Source organism: Streptomyces sp. UC4497, from assembly GCF_054871485.1.
This window is the reverse complement of sequence record NZ_JBTYHB010000044.1, coordinates 1-15,987: the sequence shown is the minus strand read 5'-3', so window position 1 is coordinate 15,987 and position 15,987 is coordinate 1. Positions and strand designations below refer to the sequence as shown.

Here is a 15,987-nt window from a genome sequence, read left to right as displayed (position 1 = left end):
GGGCGCCAGCCATCACCCCGACCCTCGCCGATGGCCCACGGAGCCAGATGCCGTGGGCCGATCTGTGCCATCGGGGTGCTCCCGACGCGTCAGCACGTGCGCCCCGAAAATAGCGGCGGCGGCCAATCCCGCGGCGACGGTCAGGTGCCACAACGGCATCCGCGCCTCGTCAGCGGTGGAGGCGTCGGCGTTCACCAGCGCCAACACCGTGAACAGGTACCCCAGCGAGACGGCCGCAGCCGCAGAAGTGGCATAGAGCGTTCGTAGGGCGAGCGATCCTCGTACCGCGCTCCGGGACACCCCCAGGCCGAGTCCGAGCAAGGTCATTTCGGAGATCAGTAGCAGCTCCGCTGGGGAGGAGGACCGGTTGACGTTCCCCGCCTCGTCGAAGTGGACGGCCATGGGGTCCGGCAGGTTCGGCCACGACACGATGAACACCGCAGCCACCACCAATGCGGCTACCAGGCAGGGGAGTCCGGCGTACCACCGCAGCGGGTCCGGCTGCTGGGTGCGGGAAGTCCGGTCGGGGTGATCCATTCCGCCCCTCGGTGTGCATTGTTCGCATAGCACTAGAGCAATTGAACGATAGTGCAGTCGCCTGGGTAGGGAGTGCCCCAGGACGACGTCAGATGCGGCTGGCTGATCTACACCTGCCGCCTCTGCTGAAACTACGGGGCTGAGTCGCCTTCGGAACCGACGAACCCCGCCTCCCGAGGGGAGGATCGTCGCGACGCTGCTGAACTCACCGCGCTCGCCTGTCACCTCACTGCCGACGGCATGGTTCTGGAAATGTTCGCCGGCCGCCTTCCCGGCATCTACGCCACCGACGGCATGCTCCACACCGTGCTGCGGCGTCGCGCGGGCGGTGAGGCCGTCGAGCAGGTTCAGCCCGACTTGATCATCACCGCCGGTCAGCGCAATCGTCGACGTTGAGCCCCGCCGGGCCGTCGCAGTCGGCAGGCCACCACCGGGCATTCGCAACGGTTGCAAGGCGTGGAAGCAATCCGGCGCCGAAGCCACCGTTGGGACGTGGCCCGTGCTGGGTGGCGCCCGCATATCACGCAATCTCCGGTCACCGGAAGCTGCGGATCCTCTGGACTCTTGAGCTCGGCCGCACGGAATCCGACTGCGGCTGCTTCCGCATTTCCTCAGCCCATCACAGAGGTCAATTCCGCATGCACACTGCCCGACTCGCTGCTTCCGTCGCTATTCTCGGAGCACTGGCAGCCCCTGTCGTCTCGGCTACGAGCGCGACAGCGGCACCGTCCCACGCCTCGGTCTCGCCTTCTCCTGGCGGCGATTGCGACCGCCGTGGACCGTGGACGGTCCTCACGAAGGCTGTGACGATCCGTTCCCACGCGACCAGCAAGTCCACCGCACGCGGTGTGCTCTACAAGGGGCACAAGTTCAGCGTCCACAAGACCCACGGCAACTGGCACTACATAACGGACAAGTCCACCGGCGTCACGGGTTGGGTGTCCGGGGCGTACGTTTACCGAGAGGTCTACATGTGCCTGCACTAACAAATGCGCTGCTGTTCACGGTTCTCGCCGTGGGGTTCCCGAAAAGGTGAGTTCTTCTTCGAGGCCGACGTCGGCGACTGCATGTTGCGCGTCGTTGTGGAGTGGCTGAGGGCGCGTGACGCGGTCGTACGGCTTCCGGTCCTCACCTTGGGGGAGGGCCGGAAGCTGGTGCGTCGCCTCAAGACGCGGGACTCGTGGCGGAGGGAGCGGGCCTACGGATCTCTTCGTTGCTGCTGGCCGTGCTTGGCCTCCCGTAGCCCCAGAGCCAGTTGCTCTACTGACAGGAGGGCTGTACCCAGCAGGACCCAGAGGGCAAGGGCTCGATGCTCGACCCACACGAGCGTGATCACCAGTGTGATCGCGCATACAGCAAGAGCCAGGGCGGCTCCCTTGGCTCGCTGTTCTGCTCGCCAGGGCCCGCTCATTGCGAGTCTCCCTTCTGGTTCTGTGGCGGTACGGGCGAGTTCAGACTCACGACAGGTGATTCAGGCGGGTTCCTCTCGTGGCGCCGACGACACCGACTCAGACTCGCGAGGAGACTACGAGGACTGTGCCGATGGGGAGTCCTGGGGGACCTGTCCCGGATCGGAGCCACATGCAGCGGAGAGTTGCCGGGCCGAGGCTATGTCCCTTCGGCCCGGCACTGCTGGGCGGACAAGGCCAACTTCTCTGCGCTCGCTCGTGGCACGTCAGCCGTAGGTGAGGATGTCCGCTCCTTATAACGGCTAACACAATGAGGTGTATCGTTCCCGGCGGTAGAGGCTGGTTCTCTTCAGCGGCGCCCGCGACTCCGGCGAGAACGCTGTTTGGCGAGACGCTGAGCGCCGAGAGAGACCGTGATGGTGAACACGGCAATGCCGAGCATCCAGACCGCTGCCTGCCCACGTGACCATCCCGCCTGCCACGGGTACATCATCGCAACGACTATGGCTGTCATGGAGAGCCCCCACAAAAGCACGCGGGTCAGACGGTTCACGAATTCAGCTCCTCTCCGCCGAGGGCGTGCCCAGCTTGGCCCCGGGCACGCCCTCGACAAGTCAGCGGAAAGCCGGGACGAACGGTGAAAGAAGGCCGCCCCCGACTCCGGACATCACGGCCGACTCGGGGTCAACGCCGAGTGCAGCGGCAGTTCCGCCAGCGGCTGCCCGCCCCACAGACCTGCTGTGACCGCTCCGGCTGCGGCACAGGCAAGGCCCGCTGTCGCTCCGCAAGCCGCGCCGACGGTAACGGCTGCTGCACCGATTGCGGCTGTGGTGACAACTCCCACTGTGAAGGATTTCCAGTCGAGCAATCCGGTGGGGTCGATGCGGTTGACGGGGTCGCCTTCGGCGTAGAGGTAGGGGTTCTTTTCCTGGCCGGAGGGGTCGGGTTGGGTGAAGCGGCCGATGTTGGGGGTCGTTGGTAGCGGGCTCCGAGGTGGTACGGGTCGATAGGCTCTAGATAAGAGATGGGCGCACGGCCGCCAATGGCGGCCGTGCGCTTCTTCGATCGCGATATGCGAACGGTGTCCCTTGGAGCGCTGGTGCAGCGATAGCTCCAAGCGCTATTACCGAGGATCGACCTACTTCCTCTTCTCGCTCCTGTAGCGCCAGTAGAGCAGTCCAGTCGCGACCAGCATTACCAGGATTCCGAGGACTATCGTTGCGGCAGGATTGTCCTTAAATCCGATTCCTACGAGGGCGAGGTGCACGGATACCGCCTTTCAGAGCCAGCTTCCACTTATCCCCGCGCCGCCGAAGTAGCCCAGCGCGGTGTACCCGAGATCGAGTCCCAAGCCAGTCTTGCCGCCTATGCCTGCAAGCTTGGTCGCGGCTCCTACACCGCCAGTACCCAGCCCCAGAATCCCTACGGCTGCGGTTTGTCCGGCAGAGTTCCCGGACGCGATGGATCCTGCGACGCTCAGTCCGGTTCCAACGGCGCCGGCGCCGATGGCCACTGGCGCACTGACAGGAGCCAGAGCGGCGAGCCCGACCACTGTTCCCGCAAGGCCAAGTCCCTCGCCCAGTGAGAGCAGTCCGTTGGGGTCGATACGGTTGACGGGGTCGCCCTCGGCGTAGAGGTAGGGGTTCTTTTCCTGGCCGGAGGGGTCGGGTTGGGTGAAGCGGCCGATGTTGGGGTCGTAGTAGCGGGCGCCGAGGTGGTAGAGGCCGGTGGGGTCTTGGTGGCCGCCGGCGAACTGGTAGGGCTGTGGGACCTGTTCGTTGGTGGTGGAGCGGGTGACGCCGCGGGGGCTGTAGGCGTAGGTGTTCACCTTGGTGCCGGTCTCGTCGGCCAGGCCGATCACCGAGCCGAGGGCGTCGGTGAGGTAGTAGTAAGCCTTCCCGTTGCGGGTCATGGAGTTCAGAGTGCCCTGCGGTTCGCGGACAAATCCGGTGTCCACACCGGCAGTTGTCTCGGCGGCCAGGCCGATGGGGCCGGGGTGGTAGTAGGTGTTGCCGAGGCGGTGGCGTTCGCTGGAGTCGGTGGAGCCGTAGTCGGCCGGGTAGGTGGTGCCCCCGACGGTGAGCGAGGTCAGCTGGGAGAAGTCCGACCATTTCTCGGCGGTGCGGGTGCCTTCGGGGGTGGAGGCGCCGGCTAGCTCGTTGCCGGTCTTGTCGTAGTCCCAGTTGGTGGTGGAGCCGTTCTTGGAGGTGAGCTGGGAGGCGTCGTTGTAGGTGTAGGTGGTGCCGCGCGGGCAGCCCTGCTCGACGCCTTGGGAGGTGAGGTTGCCGGCGCCGTCGTAGCAGTACTGCCAGGAGGAGTTGAGGGTGGTGCCCTTCTCCTCCTTGGCGTAGGAGAAGCGGCCGGCGCTGTCGTAGCTGTAGGTCGTCTTCATCCCCGCCACCGCATCCGTGGAGGTGCGGATCTTTGCCCCGTCCTTCGTCGTGGAGCCCGAGACGTAGGAGTAGGTGTACGCGAGCGAGACCAGGGTGCCCTTCGGGCTGGTGGTCTTGATGGTCTTGGGGCGGCCGGAGTTGTCCGGGGTGACGGTCTGGACGGTGCCGCCGGGGTAGGTGGTCTTGGTGCGGACGTCGTTGTTGTTGTAGTCGTACGACGTCACGCGACCCGACGGGTCCTTGAGGGACTTGAGGTTGTTGGCCGCGTCCCAGGTGTAGTCGATGGTGCCGCCGGGATCGGTGTATGTGTCGACGTTTCCGGCCGGGGTGTAGGCGAGGACGGTCTGGGAGCCGTCCTGCAGCGTGCGCACCGTCTCACGGGAGAGCGGGTCGAAGTCGTACACCACGGTGCCGATGTCGTCGGTGCGCGTCTTGAGATTGCCGTCACCGTCGTAGGTGTAGCGCACGGTGGTGTTGGTGGTAGAGACCTCGGTGATCCGGTCGCGGTGGTCGTAGGTGTAGACCGTGGTGATCCCGCGCCCGTCGAGGGCCGTCTCGGGCCGGCCCAGGCTGTCGTAGGTGTACGTGGTCGCGCCGAGCGGGGCGGGCGGGGTGACCTTGTCGAGGTTGCCCTTGGTGTCGTAGTGGAACGAAGTGACCTTGCTGCGGGCGTCCTTGACGGTGCACCGCTGGCCCTCGAAGCCGCCGCAGGTGGGGGTGGCCTTGTTGTGGGTGAAGGTCGTCGTGCCGCCTCCGGTCCCGGTGACGGCGACCGTCGCGGTGTTGCCGGCAGTGTCGTAGGTGTAGTCGGTCTTCTCGCCGTCCGGGGTGGTCATGCTGCCCGGCAGGTCGGCTCCCGCGATGGTCTGGTACCCGCTCACCGCGCTGGTGGCGCCCGTGGGCAGTTTCGCTGAGGTCGGGTTGTTGCGGGCGTCCCAGCCGTAGGCCGTCACGTTGCCAGGGGTGCTGCCCGCCCCCATGGCGTCGGTGGCCGTCTTGATGTTGTTGTTCGCGTCGTAGCTGCGCGAACGGGAGTGGTCCAGGGGATCGGTGACCTTGGAGACCTTGCCCTGTCCGTCGTGCGTGTAGGTGGTGGTGTGTTCTTCGGGGTCGGTCACCGTGGTTGTGCCCGCCGCGTTGGGATCACTCGCCGAGTAGTCGTAGCGGTAGGTGGGGCCGGTGTGGGTGGAGCCGTTGAAGTCGGTGGCCCGCAGCATCGAGGTGACCCGGTTCTGGCCGTCGTAGGTGAAGGCGGTGACCCGCCCCTCCGGCGTCGTTATCTTTGTCAGGCGGTGGGAGGAGTCGTAGTCGAAGACGGTTGCCTTGCCCTCGGTGTCCGTCGTCTTCGCCAGGTCACCGGACGGGTTCAGGTCGAAGACGGCGGTGCGGCCTGTGTGGTCCTTGGCCTGCCACTGCGAGGCGTCCGTCTTGACCAGGTCGATCGAGCGGCCGGTGCGGGTCTCGGTGAGCTTGAAGCCCCTGTGCTCGGCCGTCTCATCATGCTGGGTGACCGTAACGGTGTTGCCGTTGCGGTCGGAGACCTTGGTCAGCGTGCCCGAGGCGTTGTAGGTGTCCTTCACCCCGGACTTGCGGTCGCTGAGCGTGTAGCTGCCGTCCGTGTTCTTCTTCAGGTCCTTGGAGTAGCCCGTCGGCGTCTTGTACGTGCCGTCGGTGTTCTGGGTGAAGGCCAGCGAATCGCCGGTGGCATCGTAGACAACCACCTGTCCGGCGCCGATCTGGGCGTAGCGCTCGTACTCCTGCCACCACCGCTGGGACACCTTCCCCCAGGGCGCGTCCAGGGAGTTGTAGGTGCGGGCCAGCCGCAGCGGGCGGCCCAGGCCGGCGACCTCGAAGTCGGTGGCGGCGAGCATCAGGTTCCCGGTGGAGTAGTTGACCCGGGTCACCAGGGAGTCGGTGATGCGGAAGTCGGAGATCTCGTGCCAGGGCACATCTCCCTGTCCCTCGGGCACGTAGTCCTCCGCGGCGGCCGCTGCTGCTTTCGCCTCGGCGGTCGTCGGGGCCGGCTCGGTGGCGCGCTTCTTCTGCGCGGCCCGCCAGGCGCGGCGTTCGGCCGACAGGTCTGCTTCTGTAACTGGTTTCGCCGGCCGGGTGGAGCCCACTTTGACCGGCGGGACCTTTGCCTTCGGCTCGCTCTTGCCCCATGCCGACTGGGAGGGGCCGGGCGGCTCGGGCGCGGCGAGGGCCGGGAGCGCACCGGCTCCCAGGGCGAGGGTGGCCAGCATGGCCACCACGGTGGGTCTGACACGTCTTCGGGCGCGCGAAAGTGACATCTTCCCCCCATGGGCAGACAGCATCAGTGACCCCGATGGTCACCGGAAGGGAACAGAATCCACATGGAACCCACAAGGATGAAAGCCGGTGACCCGAAATTTCGACTGCATGCCGATCGAAATCGGACAATGATTGCGAGATCCACTGCGGTGCAAAGCCCAGGCAGTGAGGGCCTGTTCGGGCATTTCTGCCGAACGTGCAGGTGGCGGCATGACGAGAAACGGTGGCCGGAACAGAGCCTTCCGTGCCTGCCGAAATCGTGTAAGTGATCGCCTAGTGCTTCTGGGGTCGAAGGCGTGTTGTCTGCCGGGCACTAGATAGGGGCGTTGGCTGCTCGAATCGCCGGTTCCCTTTCCCTGCCGACGGTCTGTCACGGCAATTTCCCAACAACCTAGATCGACTGTGGCGGGTCGAAGACAGCGGTGCGAGCGGCGAGGGCCAAGGCGCTTTGAACTCCGTCGGATAGGCCCAGACGGTTCCAGTGGAAGATCACGTGATACGCGAGCGTTCTGCGAATGCTGCGCTCCAAGGTGTTGCAGGCATGCGCCGTCTGGAGGGCGCGGCCCGCGGCTTCGAACGCAGCCGCCCAATCCGCGATTGGGTGGAGGGGCTTCCCCGGGCCGAAGAGGGCGCCATCCCTGGAGAGGCCGCTGAGGAGCAGTGGCCGCACCGTTTCGGCGAGCGCGTCGACCTGGTCCGAAAAATCCGCGACGTTGCGGCACTCCTCGTTGATGACGAGGTCCCAGACGTCGCCCTGCTCGCCCCACTCCAACCCCGCGGCACTCATCATGACTGTGGGCAAGAGGACGGAGAGCTCGCGGCGGCCGAGCGGTAGTTCGGGGACCGTGGATAGGGAGAGAACGTGGCGGCTGTCAGCGGCGAAGAGTAGATGGGCATTCATCATGCCGATGGGGCCACCGAATGCGGCGGTCTCCGGCTCGTACGTGCCTGAGTGCCAACTGCGGAGGTGTCCTGCGCTGGTCAAGTCATCGAGTCTCGAGCCGAGTTCGTCGCGAGTGTGACTCTCGGCGCTGGTCTGCATGCGCAGTCGCCAGTACGGGTGTTTGCGGATGAACCACCACCGGGAGCACGCTCCACCGTTCTCCATGTCGAGTAGCAGCGGCAGGAGGTGTTCAGCGGCGGTGTGGTCGGCGTCGTGCCAACCGGGGAACTCTACGTACACCTGGAGCCAGTTGGGGCGGTACTGATGACGGAAGGTGGCGTCCGTCCCGGCGGCCACGAAGGCATCCACCGCGTCGGAGAGGCTCACGGGGTCCATGTCAATCCGGCGGGCGACGCCGTCAGTTGGCTGGCCGGCGAGCACGTCTAGGACGGCATTGGCTACCTCGCCGGTGACGCGGGGGTACGTGGTGGGGATCAGTCGATGAGGAGGCATGCGTCCCATCCGGTGGTCGGCGCCGTGGCGGTGCTGAGCGTGGTGAGGGCGAGGGCGGAGCCCGCGTCGCCTTCGAGGAACCCCGAGCCCGCCTCCGTGCCTGGGCGGGCACTGGCAAGCAGGAGCTTCCCGAGAGGGGGCAGGAGCTGGTGGAGGCGTGGCGTCAGACTGTCGTGCGCGGCCCGGAACGCGGTCTGGTAGAGGCCCGCCCAGCCGTGGCACAGGCTTGTGTCGGTGATCGTGTCAAGCTGGACGGGATCGCTGAGGCAGTGGAACAGGGCGTCTTCGTAGGCGGATTGCAAGGCGCTGTCGTGCAGGGCGATCCCGGCCAGTTGACCAGCGCGGGCGATGCCGGGGGTGCCGTAGCACCAGCTGGGGCGGCCGGGGCCGCGCTGATGGGGGCGTCCAGCCTCGACGTCGGCGAATGTGATGTGTTCGGGCCACCATGGGCCCGCCTCGCTGTCCTGCCGCCAGGTGTCGAGGTGGTCGCAGATGGTCCGGATGGCCTGTTCGTGCCCGGGTACCGCGTGCCCTCGGCGTAGTGCCTGGGCGAGTAGCAGGAGAGGTCCTGTGATGCCGTGGGCCGCACCGAAGTTGCCGTGGCCGCCGGGCAGTGCGTGCTCGCGCCACGGGTCGTGGTCGACCCACCAGCCGGGGGTGTGTTCGTCGAGCGGCTTGGTCAGCGCGACGAGGTAGTCGAGAACGCGCTCCATGGCGTTGCTCTTCGGGTCGGTGCGCAGGAGGTAGGCGCCGATTCCGGTGAGGCCGATGAAGGTGTCGTACTCGGCGAATGTGGCTGGCCGGCGTCGGGCGATGCGTGCGAAGGCGGCATCGGCCCGTCGGTGGGTCAGGGTGAGGATGTGGCGGTGCAGCGTGTCACGGGCCCCTTGATACAGGGGTGTTCTGTCCTGCGGGACGTTTTGGAGGGCGAACGCGGCGGCGGTCGCGCCGAGGTACAGGCCGGTGGATTCCTCGGCGCTGAGGTCGTCAGCTGTGGCCTGTTGAAGCCACTGGTGTGCGATCCCCCACCTGGCCAGGCCCCGGGCGGCGTACTCGCTGTGGAACAGTGCGGTCCCGGCCGCTCCCGACGCGAGTGACTGCCCTGCCCAACGCGAGTCGATGGCGGGTGCTGAAGGCTGCTCGAGATGACCCGCGAACTCCGCAAGCACATCATGGACGCGGGCGAGCGGGGCGCTCACCGTACGGCCTCCAGGGGCAGGTAGCGAAGCGCCACGGTGCGGGCCAGGTGCAGCACGGCTTCTTCCTCGGTCGGGTCGGCGCCGAGCGTGCGGACGTGGTGCTGGTGCAGGAGCGTCCGCAGGATCGAGCCGGGGGCGCGCCCCTCGTCCAGGAGAGCGTGTCGGTAGGCGGCGATGGCTTTGGCGCGCGCCTCCCAGGCCTCGGTGAGTCGTTCGCTGTTGGGGAGTGGGTGTCCGTCGTAGAGCCGGATTGCTTGGCGGCGCAGCTCGCGGTCGGGTCGGCCATGGGCGGGGGCGTGGTCGATGAGCCAGGCGAGGCCTGCTTCTCGGAATCCATGCAGCCGGGTGGCGAGGTCGACCAGGCTGACCGTGGTGAGCATCGAGAGGTCGACGTCGTGCTGGTCGGCGTACCGGATCTGTTCAACGGCCAAGTGGGAGTCGGTGGCGAAGAGTTGATGCGCGGCCTCGGTGGCTGCCGGCGAGGACCCGTACCGCCCGTGGTGCGGCTGGTACGTCTCCAGGGTGAGGCGGGAGAGAAGGCCGGTGTCGTGCAGCTCGTTCGCCCACTTGTTCACCGTGAGTGCTGTCGCCGCCCAGCGGTCGGGGGACGTGGGAAGCATCAGATCCAGGAACTGGCCGTCTTCGGGCCTGGACAGGTCGCGATGCCGTGTGAACCATCCCGTCTGCGCATGGTGGTCGAGCCGGTCCCAGAGGAGCGGAAGCCAGGTCGTGAGGATCTCGTCGAAGCGGCGGGGGTGGCCGTACAGGTTGGCACGCAGTACGTCTCCCGCGCCGGGGAGTTGGAGCGGGGCCGGGCGCTCTACGTGGGCGGACGGCATCGGGTCCGTGGGCGGTGCCGGAGTCTCACGGTGAAAGGCCACCACTATCTCGTGGGCGCGCCCGATCCAGCCGTATGCGTCGATGCCGGGGCTTTCACGCAGCTCCAGTTCGCCCAGCTTGTTGAGGGCCGAGCGCACTAGACACCGGTGGGCGGCTTGATCGAGGCACAGGGAGAGGCGCTGGTCGTACTCGCTCATGGACACCCTGTCGGGGACACGCAGAGCGCGGCACCACTGGGCGAACCGGTCGTCCCACTGCTCCTGCGTGGCGCTGTGGCCTGGCAGTTCGCTGCTGGCCAGGCGCCAGCGGGCAGGGCTGAGGATCGCACGGCCGTAGCGCACCCGGGGCAGATACGGCAGATGGGCCGCTGCCCCGAAGTCGAACTCGCCGTAGGCGGCGTGGCGAGCCCCGCCTACCTCGGCGAGGAAGCGCGCCAGGGGCGGCGTCTGAATGCCGGCCTCCAGGGCGTGCGGCACTCGGACGTCGACAGGGCGGCCGGTGGGGTGGTGCACAAGGAACAGATGTCGTGCGCTCGCGGTCACCACGAGATCTTCCAGGCGGATCGTCGCGCCTGTCTCTGGTGGGTGCTCGCCGAGCGGGATCACGCGGGGGAGGAGTTGTCCGGTTCGGGCGACGTTCTCGTTGCGGCGCCGTCGGGGCCCGAACGACAGTTGGGCCGTGACGGCGTGCGGGCGCGTCGTGAACGAGTCGGCGATCTGCTCCTGCACAGCCGCCGGCAACGCGTGGACCGAGCGGCCCAACATGCTGCTGGCGGGCCGGGGGACACCCACGACTGCGAGGTGGAAGTCGCCGTCAGCCAAGGCCCGGCACGAAGGGGCGTGGACCTCGAAGGCCAGTTCACTGCGGTCGCTGTAGGCCTTGTCATCGGTTGCTGCGGCTTCGGCGAGTTCGATGACCTTGGCGTCGTCCAGTACGAGTTCGGTGTGGCCGTCCAGCTCGGCACGCTGAAGCAGACGCAGCAGCAGCCGGTCCCGGTCGGTGACTTTGGCCGGCGCCTTGCGCCGCTCGGACCCGATGTACTGCGCGGGCCAGCCCAGTCCGCTGTCCTTGACCAGGTCGAGTACGGGTACTGCGGCGCCGGGCCCGTATCGCTCGCGAAAACGCCAGTGCCAGTCTCGCCATTGGTCATGGCCGTGGGGCAGCGGACTGACCTCGTGCAGCACGGCAACGGCCTTCTTGGCCTCCGTGATGACGTCGCCGGGTATCTGCACGTCACAGTCCAGGGCGGTGTCAACGACCACGGGCAGCGGAGAGACGTCGGAATGTTGGTGCATGCGGTGGGTGAGTGTGCCCAGATCTGTGTCCGCGGCCGAGGCGGAGTGACCAACGAGCGCGCCACGCAGCTCGTCCAAGTCCTCTGCCTGGCCTGTGAGGTTGGCACCTGCGAGTTCTCGGCACACGTGGTCGAGCGGATCGTGAACGGTCATCGGCGGGCGCAGCTTGGTGATCAGCAGGTTGTGCGCGACGAGGTCACGCAGTAGTGCGTCGATCTTCCCTGCGGCTCCGGACGGGAACATCGCGGACAGGTGCTCGCGCAGAGCGCGGTATGTGATCGGAGTGGCTGCCGCCTGCAGGGCGGCTTCCACGGGGCGCGTCAGGCGCAGGGACATTTCCTCGGGCGCCATGAGCCGGTCGTGGCCGTCGGCGGGTATGCCGGGTGCTGCGAGCCGCTTCCCGCGTGGGTGCGCGGCGTTGTTGGCCACCAGGGACAGCTTCTCCAGAACGGCTGGGTTCTCCTCCAGCGTCCGGACGACGTCGCTGATCCACTCTCCGTCGGCGCGCAGGAAGACGGAGTGGGCGTCGCCCCATCGCACGATGGGTCTCGATCCGACCGTCACGGGTGCCGTCCCGGCGAACAGGGCGAAGGGCGTGGGGCGGTGCTGCCACCGCAGCAGGTAGGAGGTGACGGAGAGGGCGGCACGGCGGATCTGCCGGGGCCGGACCTGAGCGCCCTGGACCATGGACTCGACGGTGCGGGTGAGTGCAGGGCTGGCGGCGGACAACGCGTTGCGTACGTCCTGTTGAGTGAAGAGCTGAGCGAGCCACCGTCGAGTGCTGGCCGGGTCGTCCAGGTCGAATTCCTGGGCGGGAGCGGCGAGGGTGGGTGCGGTGGTGGAGCGGAGCACTGCGGCGCCGGTCCACCGGTAGGTGACGTCGAAGGTCATGGTTCCGTCCTGTCGCTCACAGGGGAGGGGCACGAGCGGGCGCGGGGGCGCCGAGGGGGTGCGACGCCCCCGCTGGGCAAACCGGGTTTGTCGTCGACTACGTCACTCGGGGTCGCGGAGCAGGGAGTTGCACGAGCTGGCCCCGTTCGTGCAGGTGTTGCCGCAGCCGTCGCTGGTGGTGCACATCAGCCGGCCGATGGGGTGGGTGGCAAGGACGACTTGCACGTTCAGGGGCGCGAAGTCGTCCTCCTCCTCGACCTGCGAGGGCGTCGGCTTGGCGAGTACGGCCGTGGTGCTCATGTTGATCACTCTCTTCCGTGAGTGGAGTGGTGCAGGACGACCTGGCGGCGCGGCGAGGCGTCAGGCCGCGGGCCAGGAGAGGGAGATCCGGCTGTGTGCCTTGTCGATGACCCGGTCGCCGACGATCTGGTCATCGATGGCGTCTGCCGGATAGACCCGGATGATCGGGTCGGGGCCGCCGCGGCGGAGAGTTGCCCAGTCACGCAGGCTCGCGGTGAGTTCATCAGCGAGTTGCTGTGCATGCTGGCCCAGTGCGTGAACGCCGTATTCGACGTCCGAGTCCCCGGCCGGGCGGACCACGAGGTAGGCGAAGGAGTCACCGGAGACAGCGGCTAGCGAGAAGCGGGGGTTGGTGGGAGCGACGACGCCGCTGCTCTTCTCTTCGTCGAGACTCATGGTGCAGAAGCCAGGCATCGTGATCGCGAGGTGCATCTGGAGCGTGGCCAGTGGCTCGCGGCGGCCGATCGTCACTCCCGTCCAGGTCTCGATACGCGGTGTGGTCACGGCGTTGTCGAGCTGACCCGGCTCGATCGGTAGCCCGTCGTCGAAGCGGAGAGCGACCTCCTCGGTGCCGGCCACGAGCAGGAGCTGCTCCTGGTGCTCGGTGGCACCCTGCATCGGGACGAAGCCACAGAGCTTGGCCGACTCGGACTCCAGGTGACCGTCGTTCAGAACGAAGGACACCGAGCGGGTCAGGCCCCGCATGCGCAGCGGGACGACGAGTCGGCCCTTCGGGTTGAGTTGGTGTGTCCAGGCCGGTGGGATGTCCCAAGCTCCAACGGTGACGAGGATGACGTCGGCCATGCCCAGGCCCTGGATGGGCTCGGCCGCATCCGCGGTCACCACACGCACCCGGTCGTATCCGTTCTCGGCGAGGAGGCGTTCGGCCCGCGCGGTGACGTCCGGATCGATGTCGACGGTGGTCACCGACCCCTCAGAGCCGACGAGTTCGGCGAGATAGGCCGCATTCATACCGCCCGAACCGATCTCCAGGACGGTCATTCCCGGCTTGACCTGGGCCTGCTCCAGCATGAAGCCCTGGACTTGCGGGGCGGACACGCTGCTGGTCTGCACGCCGTGCTCGGACGTCTTGGTGACCACGGCGCTCCACGGGTCGTAGACCTCGGCCAGCGGAGTGCCGGGCGGGGTGAAGCGCTCTCGCGGCACTTTGCGCATCACGGTCTCGATCTCGCGGGAGGTGATCCAGCCCTCGTCACGCAACTGGTCGATCATCTTGTTGCGCTGGCGGGTGGCTTCGCCGGTGTCGGACGTCGCGTCTGTCATGGGAGGAAACAGTCCTTCGTCAGTGGAACGTGTGAGTGGGGGCGTCGTGGCCTCTGGGAGGCGCGGCGCGTATTCGGAACGCCGCACCAGGTAAACGTTTGCGGCCGCTCTGGGCGTCTTGTCGGGTGGCAGCGAACTGTCCTGCAGGGGCGGACGACCGCAGATCGGGTGCCGCACGGCGGCCTGCCCGGGCTTGGCTGCCAGCGCCGAGAACTGACGAGTGAGTGCGCATCACGTGTCATCTCCCATCTCGTCGAGGAGCGCGCTGATCGCGACGGCGAAGCGCCTGACGTACGACAGGGCATGCTCGAGTGCAGGTTGCTCGTCATGAAGAGTTCGCAGGCCCGCGATCTGAGCGGTGGGGCAGAACACCGTCCGGTACGGGGCAATGTGGATCAGCTGGCGGCCTGCACTGCGCAAGGTGTTGGAGATCTGCAGCAGCTGGTCCGGGGTGAAGTCCGTGGCTGCGTCCAGGACTTCATTGAGGGCGTCGTAGATCGCATCGCTGATGCCCTCGTCCGCGAGCGAACGGGCGAGTGCGTTGATGATCCGGTGTAAATCCGGCTCGCGGGGCGGCAGCGGAGGTCGGTCTGGCCAGCAGGTCCTGGAGGCGGTGGGCATCACGTATCCCCTTCGAGGAGGATCGTGCACCAGGTCGTTGTGCCGCCGTCGCTGGTGCCCCAGCGGTCGGTCAGGAGAGCGACGAGGTAGAGGCCGCGTCCGGACTCTTCGTCGTCAGCGGGCGTGTGCAGAACAGCTGGTCGCGGGTTGCCGTCCGTGACCTCGATGCGCAGTTCGGTCTCCGACAGCCGGACGCGTAGAGCCGTCTCTCGGCCGCCGTGTTCGACGGCGTTGGTGACCAGTTCGGAGACGATGAGGACGGCGTTCTCGGCGACTGACTCGGGGACCTCCCACAGACGCAGCGTGGCAGTAGCGATCCGTCGGCAACGACCGACGAAGACAGGCTCAGGTGCGAACGCCAGCTCAATGGCACGGTGGGTGTACGGGGGCGTGGTCACGGGGGCGATGGCTGTTGCAGTGATCATTGGCTGCCTCCCCGGCTGGTAGGGCAAGAGAGGCTGCGGCGTCTGCTCACGCTGCGCCGCGTCGTGTACCCCGCCACGCTGATCACTGTGTGCGTTGGCGCGACGGTCGGCGAACGCCATGCGGCGAGGACTCGGACATGATGCTCAGGTCGCGGCACCTCATCAGCCACCATGTGCTGGGTACGGCACCGGAACCCGTCCCTGACATGCTGGGTGTCATGGTGACTCTCGATGGAAAGCCCGTGTCTGTAACGGACTTGCTTCCTCTGGCCCTGACGAACGTCGGTCACTTCACGTCCATGCGCGTCGATACCGACGGCATCCGCGGCCTGAGCCTGCACATGGAGCGCCTGGCTCGGGACTGCAAGGTCGTGTGGGATGCCGAGTTGGACACGGGCCGCGTCCTCAACTACGTCCGCCAGGTCCTTGAGGGCCAGGCGCGTCCCTGCACCATCCGTGTCACCATCTACGACCCCAAGGTCGACCTGGGGCACCCCCTGGCCGCTCAGGAACCGCACATCCTGGTGACGGTGCGCGGTGCCGGCACGTCGCCCCCGGAGCCGCTTCGCGCCAAGAGTGTCGTCTACGAGCGCGACTTGCCCGAGGTCAAGCATGTCGGCCTCTTCGGTGCCCTGTACGCGCGAGGAGCCGCGCAGCGTACGGACTTCGACGACGCTCTGTTCGTCAGGCGGGACGGGCGCGTCTCCGAGGGCGGCACCTGGAACGTCGGATTCGTCGATCACCAGGGCGCCGTGGTGTGGCCGCAGGCGCCCGTACTGCCAGGCGTGACCATGACGCTGCTGCAGCGGCACACTGAGCACCGCATTGACAGCGTGACGCTCGATCAGGCGAAGGGCATGGCAGCCACGTTCGCGACAAACACGTCGATCGGCGTACGGCCCTTGGCGGCGATCGACGACACCACGTTCCCCGTCGACCACCCAGTGCTGCATCACCTGCAGCAGACGTACCGCGCGATCCCCGGCGAGAGCCTGTAGCAGCTGGCGATGACGAGAAGTGGCTTCGGGTCCTGCTTCGCCGTGCGGGCGTGAGCTGCGCACCATGGCGACGTTGGCGGGTCGGCCATGGGAGGAGTTCATGTGGG

14 protein-coding genes are annotated in these 15,987 nt (G+C 67.2%); 3 read left to right on the top strand and 11 right to left on the bottom strand.

All coding sequences use genetic code 11. From position 1 onward, the window contains the following. Window positions 1–12: 12 nt before the first annotated feature. Window positions 13–537: a DUF1648 domain-containing protein gene (locus ACYSUO_RS36975; protein ID WP_461780583.1), complete on the bottom strand. Its 525-nt coding sequence runs from the start codon at window positions 535–537 to the stop codon at window positions 13–15. A 252-nt stretch (window positions 538–789) separates the two neighbouring features. Between ACYSUO_RS36975 and ACYSUO_RS36970 the strand changes: the two genes are divergently transcribed. Both ACYSUO_RS36970 and ACYSUO_RS36965 read left to right on the top strand, forming a co-directional pair. Then, window positions 790–933: a hypothetical protein gene (locus ACYSUO_RS36970; protein WP_461780582.1), complete on the top strand. Its 144-nt coding sequence runs from the start codon at window positions 790–792 to the stop codon at window positions 931–933. A 242-nt stretch (window positions 934–1,175) separates the two neighbouring features. After that, the gene (locus ACYSUO_RS36965; protein ID WP_443063163.1) at window positions 1,176–1,523 is read left to right on the top strand and encodes an SH3 domain-containing protein; all 348 of its coding nucleotides are present in this window, start codon (window positions 1,176–1,178) and stop codon (window positions 1,521–1,523) included. Between the two features lie 772 nt (window positions 1,524–2,295). Here ACYSUO_RS36965 and ACYSUO_RS36960 read toward each other — a convergent pair. The 10 genes from ACYSUO_RS36960 to ACYSUO_RS36915 form a co-directional block, all read right to left on the bottom strand. After that, the gene (locus tag ACYSUO_RS36960) at window positions 2,296–2,499 is read right to left on the bottom strand and encodes a hypothetical protein (RefSeq protein WP_461780581.1); all 204 of its coding nucleotides are present in this window, start codon (window positions 2,497–2,499) and stop codon (window positions 2,296–2,298) included. Window positions 2,500–2,613: 114 nt separating this feature from the next. Continuing rightward, window positions 2,614–3,063, bottom strand: coding sequence for an RHS repeat-associated core domain-containing protein (locus ACYSUO_RS36955; RefSeq protein WP_461780580.1), 450 nt, complete (start codon window positions 3,061–3,063; stop codon window positions 2,614–2,616). Between the two features lie 162 nt (window positions 3,064–3,225). Then, window positions 3,226–6,582, bottom strand: a complete 3,357-nt coding sequence (locus ACYSUO_RS36950) for an RHS repeat-associated core domain-containing protein (protein ID WP_461780579.1) — start codon at window positions 6,580–6,582, stop codon at window positions 3,226–3,228. A 440-nt stretch (window positions 6,583–7,022) separates the two neighbouring features. Continuing rightward, entirely contained in the window at window positions 7,023–8,027 is a 1,005-nt protein-coding gene (locus tag ACYSUO_RS36945; protein ID WP_461780578.1) for a thiopeptide-type bacteriocin biosynthesis protein, read from the bottom strand. Further along, the gene (locus tag ACYSUO_RS36940) at window positions 8,009–9,226 is read right to left on the bottom strand and encodes a lanthionine synthetase C family protein (protein WP_422479737.1); all 1,218 of its coding nucleotides are present in this window, start codon (window positions 9,224–9,226) and stop codon (window positions 8,009–8,011) included. Before ACYSUO_RS36940 ends, ACYSUO_RS36945 begins: the two co-directional genes overlap by 19 nt. Beyond that, window positions 9,223–12,252 carry a lantibiotic dehydratase gene (locus tag ACYSUO_RS36935; protein WP_461780577.1) on the bottom strand — a complete coding sequence of 1,010 codons (3,030 nt, stop codon included), beginning with the start codon at window positions 12,250–12,252 and terminating at the stop codon, window positions 9,223–9,225. The genes ACYSUO_RS36940 and ACYSUO_RS36935 overlap by 4 nt, the downstream gene beginning before the upstream one ends. 102 nt (window positions 12,253–12,354) lie before the next feature. Beyond that, window positions 12,355–12,552 (bottom strand): FxLD family lanthipeptide, encoded by a 198-nt coding sequence (locus tag ACYSUO_RS36930; protein ID WP_461780576.1) that lies wholly within the window; start codon window positions 12,550–12,552, stop codon window positions 12,355–12,357. A 60-nt stretch (window positions 12,553–12,612) separates the two neighbouring features. Beyond that, window positions 12,613–13,836 carry a methyltransferase, FxLD system gene (fxlM, locus tag ACYSUO_RS36925; RefSeq protein WP_461780575.1) on the bottom strand — a complete coding sequence of 408 codons (1,224 nt, stop codon included), beginning with the start codon at window positions 13,834–13,836 and terminating at the stop codon, window positions 12,613–12,615. Window positions 13,837–14,067: 231 nt separating this feature from the next. Beyond that, window positions 14,068–14,457 (bottom strand): hypothetical protein, encoded by a 390-nt coding sequence (locus ACYSUO_RS36920; protein ID WP_461780574.1) that lies wholly within the window; start codon window positions 14,455–14,457, stop codon window positions 14,068–14,070. After that, window positions 14,457–14,882, bottom strand: a complete 426-nt coding sequence (locus ACYSUO_RS36915; protein ID WP_461780573.1) for an ATP-binding protein — start codon at window positions 14,880–14,882, stop codon at window positions 14,457–14,459. The genes ACYSUO_RS36920 and ACYSUO_RS36915 overlap by 1 nt, the downstream gene beginning before the upstream one ends. A 206-nt stretch (window positions 14,883–15,088) precedes the next feature. Between ACYSUO_RS36915 and ACYSUO_RS36910 the strand changes: the two genes are divergently transcribed. Further along, window positions 15,089–15,880, top strand: coding sequence for an aminotransferase class IV family protein (locus ACYSUO_RS36910; protein WP_461780624.1), 792 nt, complete (start codon window positions 15,089–15,091; stop codon window positions 15,878–15,880). Window positions 15,881–15,987: the final 107 nt, after the last annotated feature.

Coding starts and splice junctions, on each gene's coding strand:
- fxlM (WP_461780575.1), bottom strand. CDS start 13,836: ATGACAGACGCGACGTCCGACACCGGCGAAGCCACCCGCCAGCGCAAC.
- ACYSUO_RS36950 (WP_461780579.1), bottom strand. CDS start 6,582: ATGCTGGCCACCCTCGCCCTGGGAGCCGGTGCGCTCCCGGCCCTCGCC.
- ACYSUO_RS36910 (WP_461780624.1), top strand. CDS start 15,089: ATGCTGGGTGTCATGGTGACTCTCGATGGAAAGCCCGTGTCTGTAACG.
- ACYSUO_RS36975 (WP_461780583.1), bottom strand. CDS start 537: ATGGATCACCCCGACCGGACTTCCCGCACCCAGCAGCCGGACCCGCTG.
- ACYSUO_RS36935 (WP_461780577.1), bottom strand. CDS start 12,252: ATGACCTTCGACGTCACCTACCGGTGGACCGGCGCCGCAGTGCTCCGC.
- ACYSUO_RS36915 (WP_461780573.1), bottom strand. CDS start 14,882: ATGATCACTGCAACAGCCATCGCCCCCGTGACCACGCCCCCGTACACC.
- ACYSUO_RS36945 (WP_461780578.1), bottom strand. CDS start 8,027: ATGCCTCCTCATCGACTGATCCCCACCACGTACCCCCGCGTCACCGGC.
- ACYSUO_RS36970 (WP_461780582.1), top strand. CDS start 790: ATGTTCGCCGGCCGCCTTCCCGGCATCTACGCCACCGACGGCATGCTC.
- ACYSUO_RS36920 (WP_461780574.1), bottom strand. CDS start 14,457: ATGCCCACCGCCTCCAGGACCTGCTGGCCAGACCGACCTCCGCTGCCG.
- ACYSUO_RS36930 (WP_461780576.1), bottom strand. CDS start 12,552: ATGAGCACCACGGCCGTACTCGCCAAGCCGACGCCCTCGCAGGTCGAG.
- ACYSUO_RS36965 (WP_443063163.1), top strand. CDS start 1,176: ATGCACACTGCCCGACTCGCTGCTTCCGTCGCTATTCTCGGAGCACTG.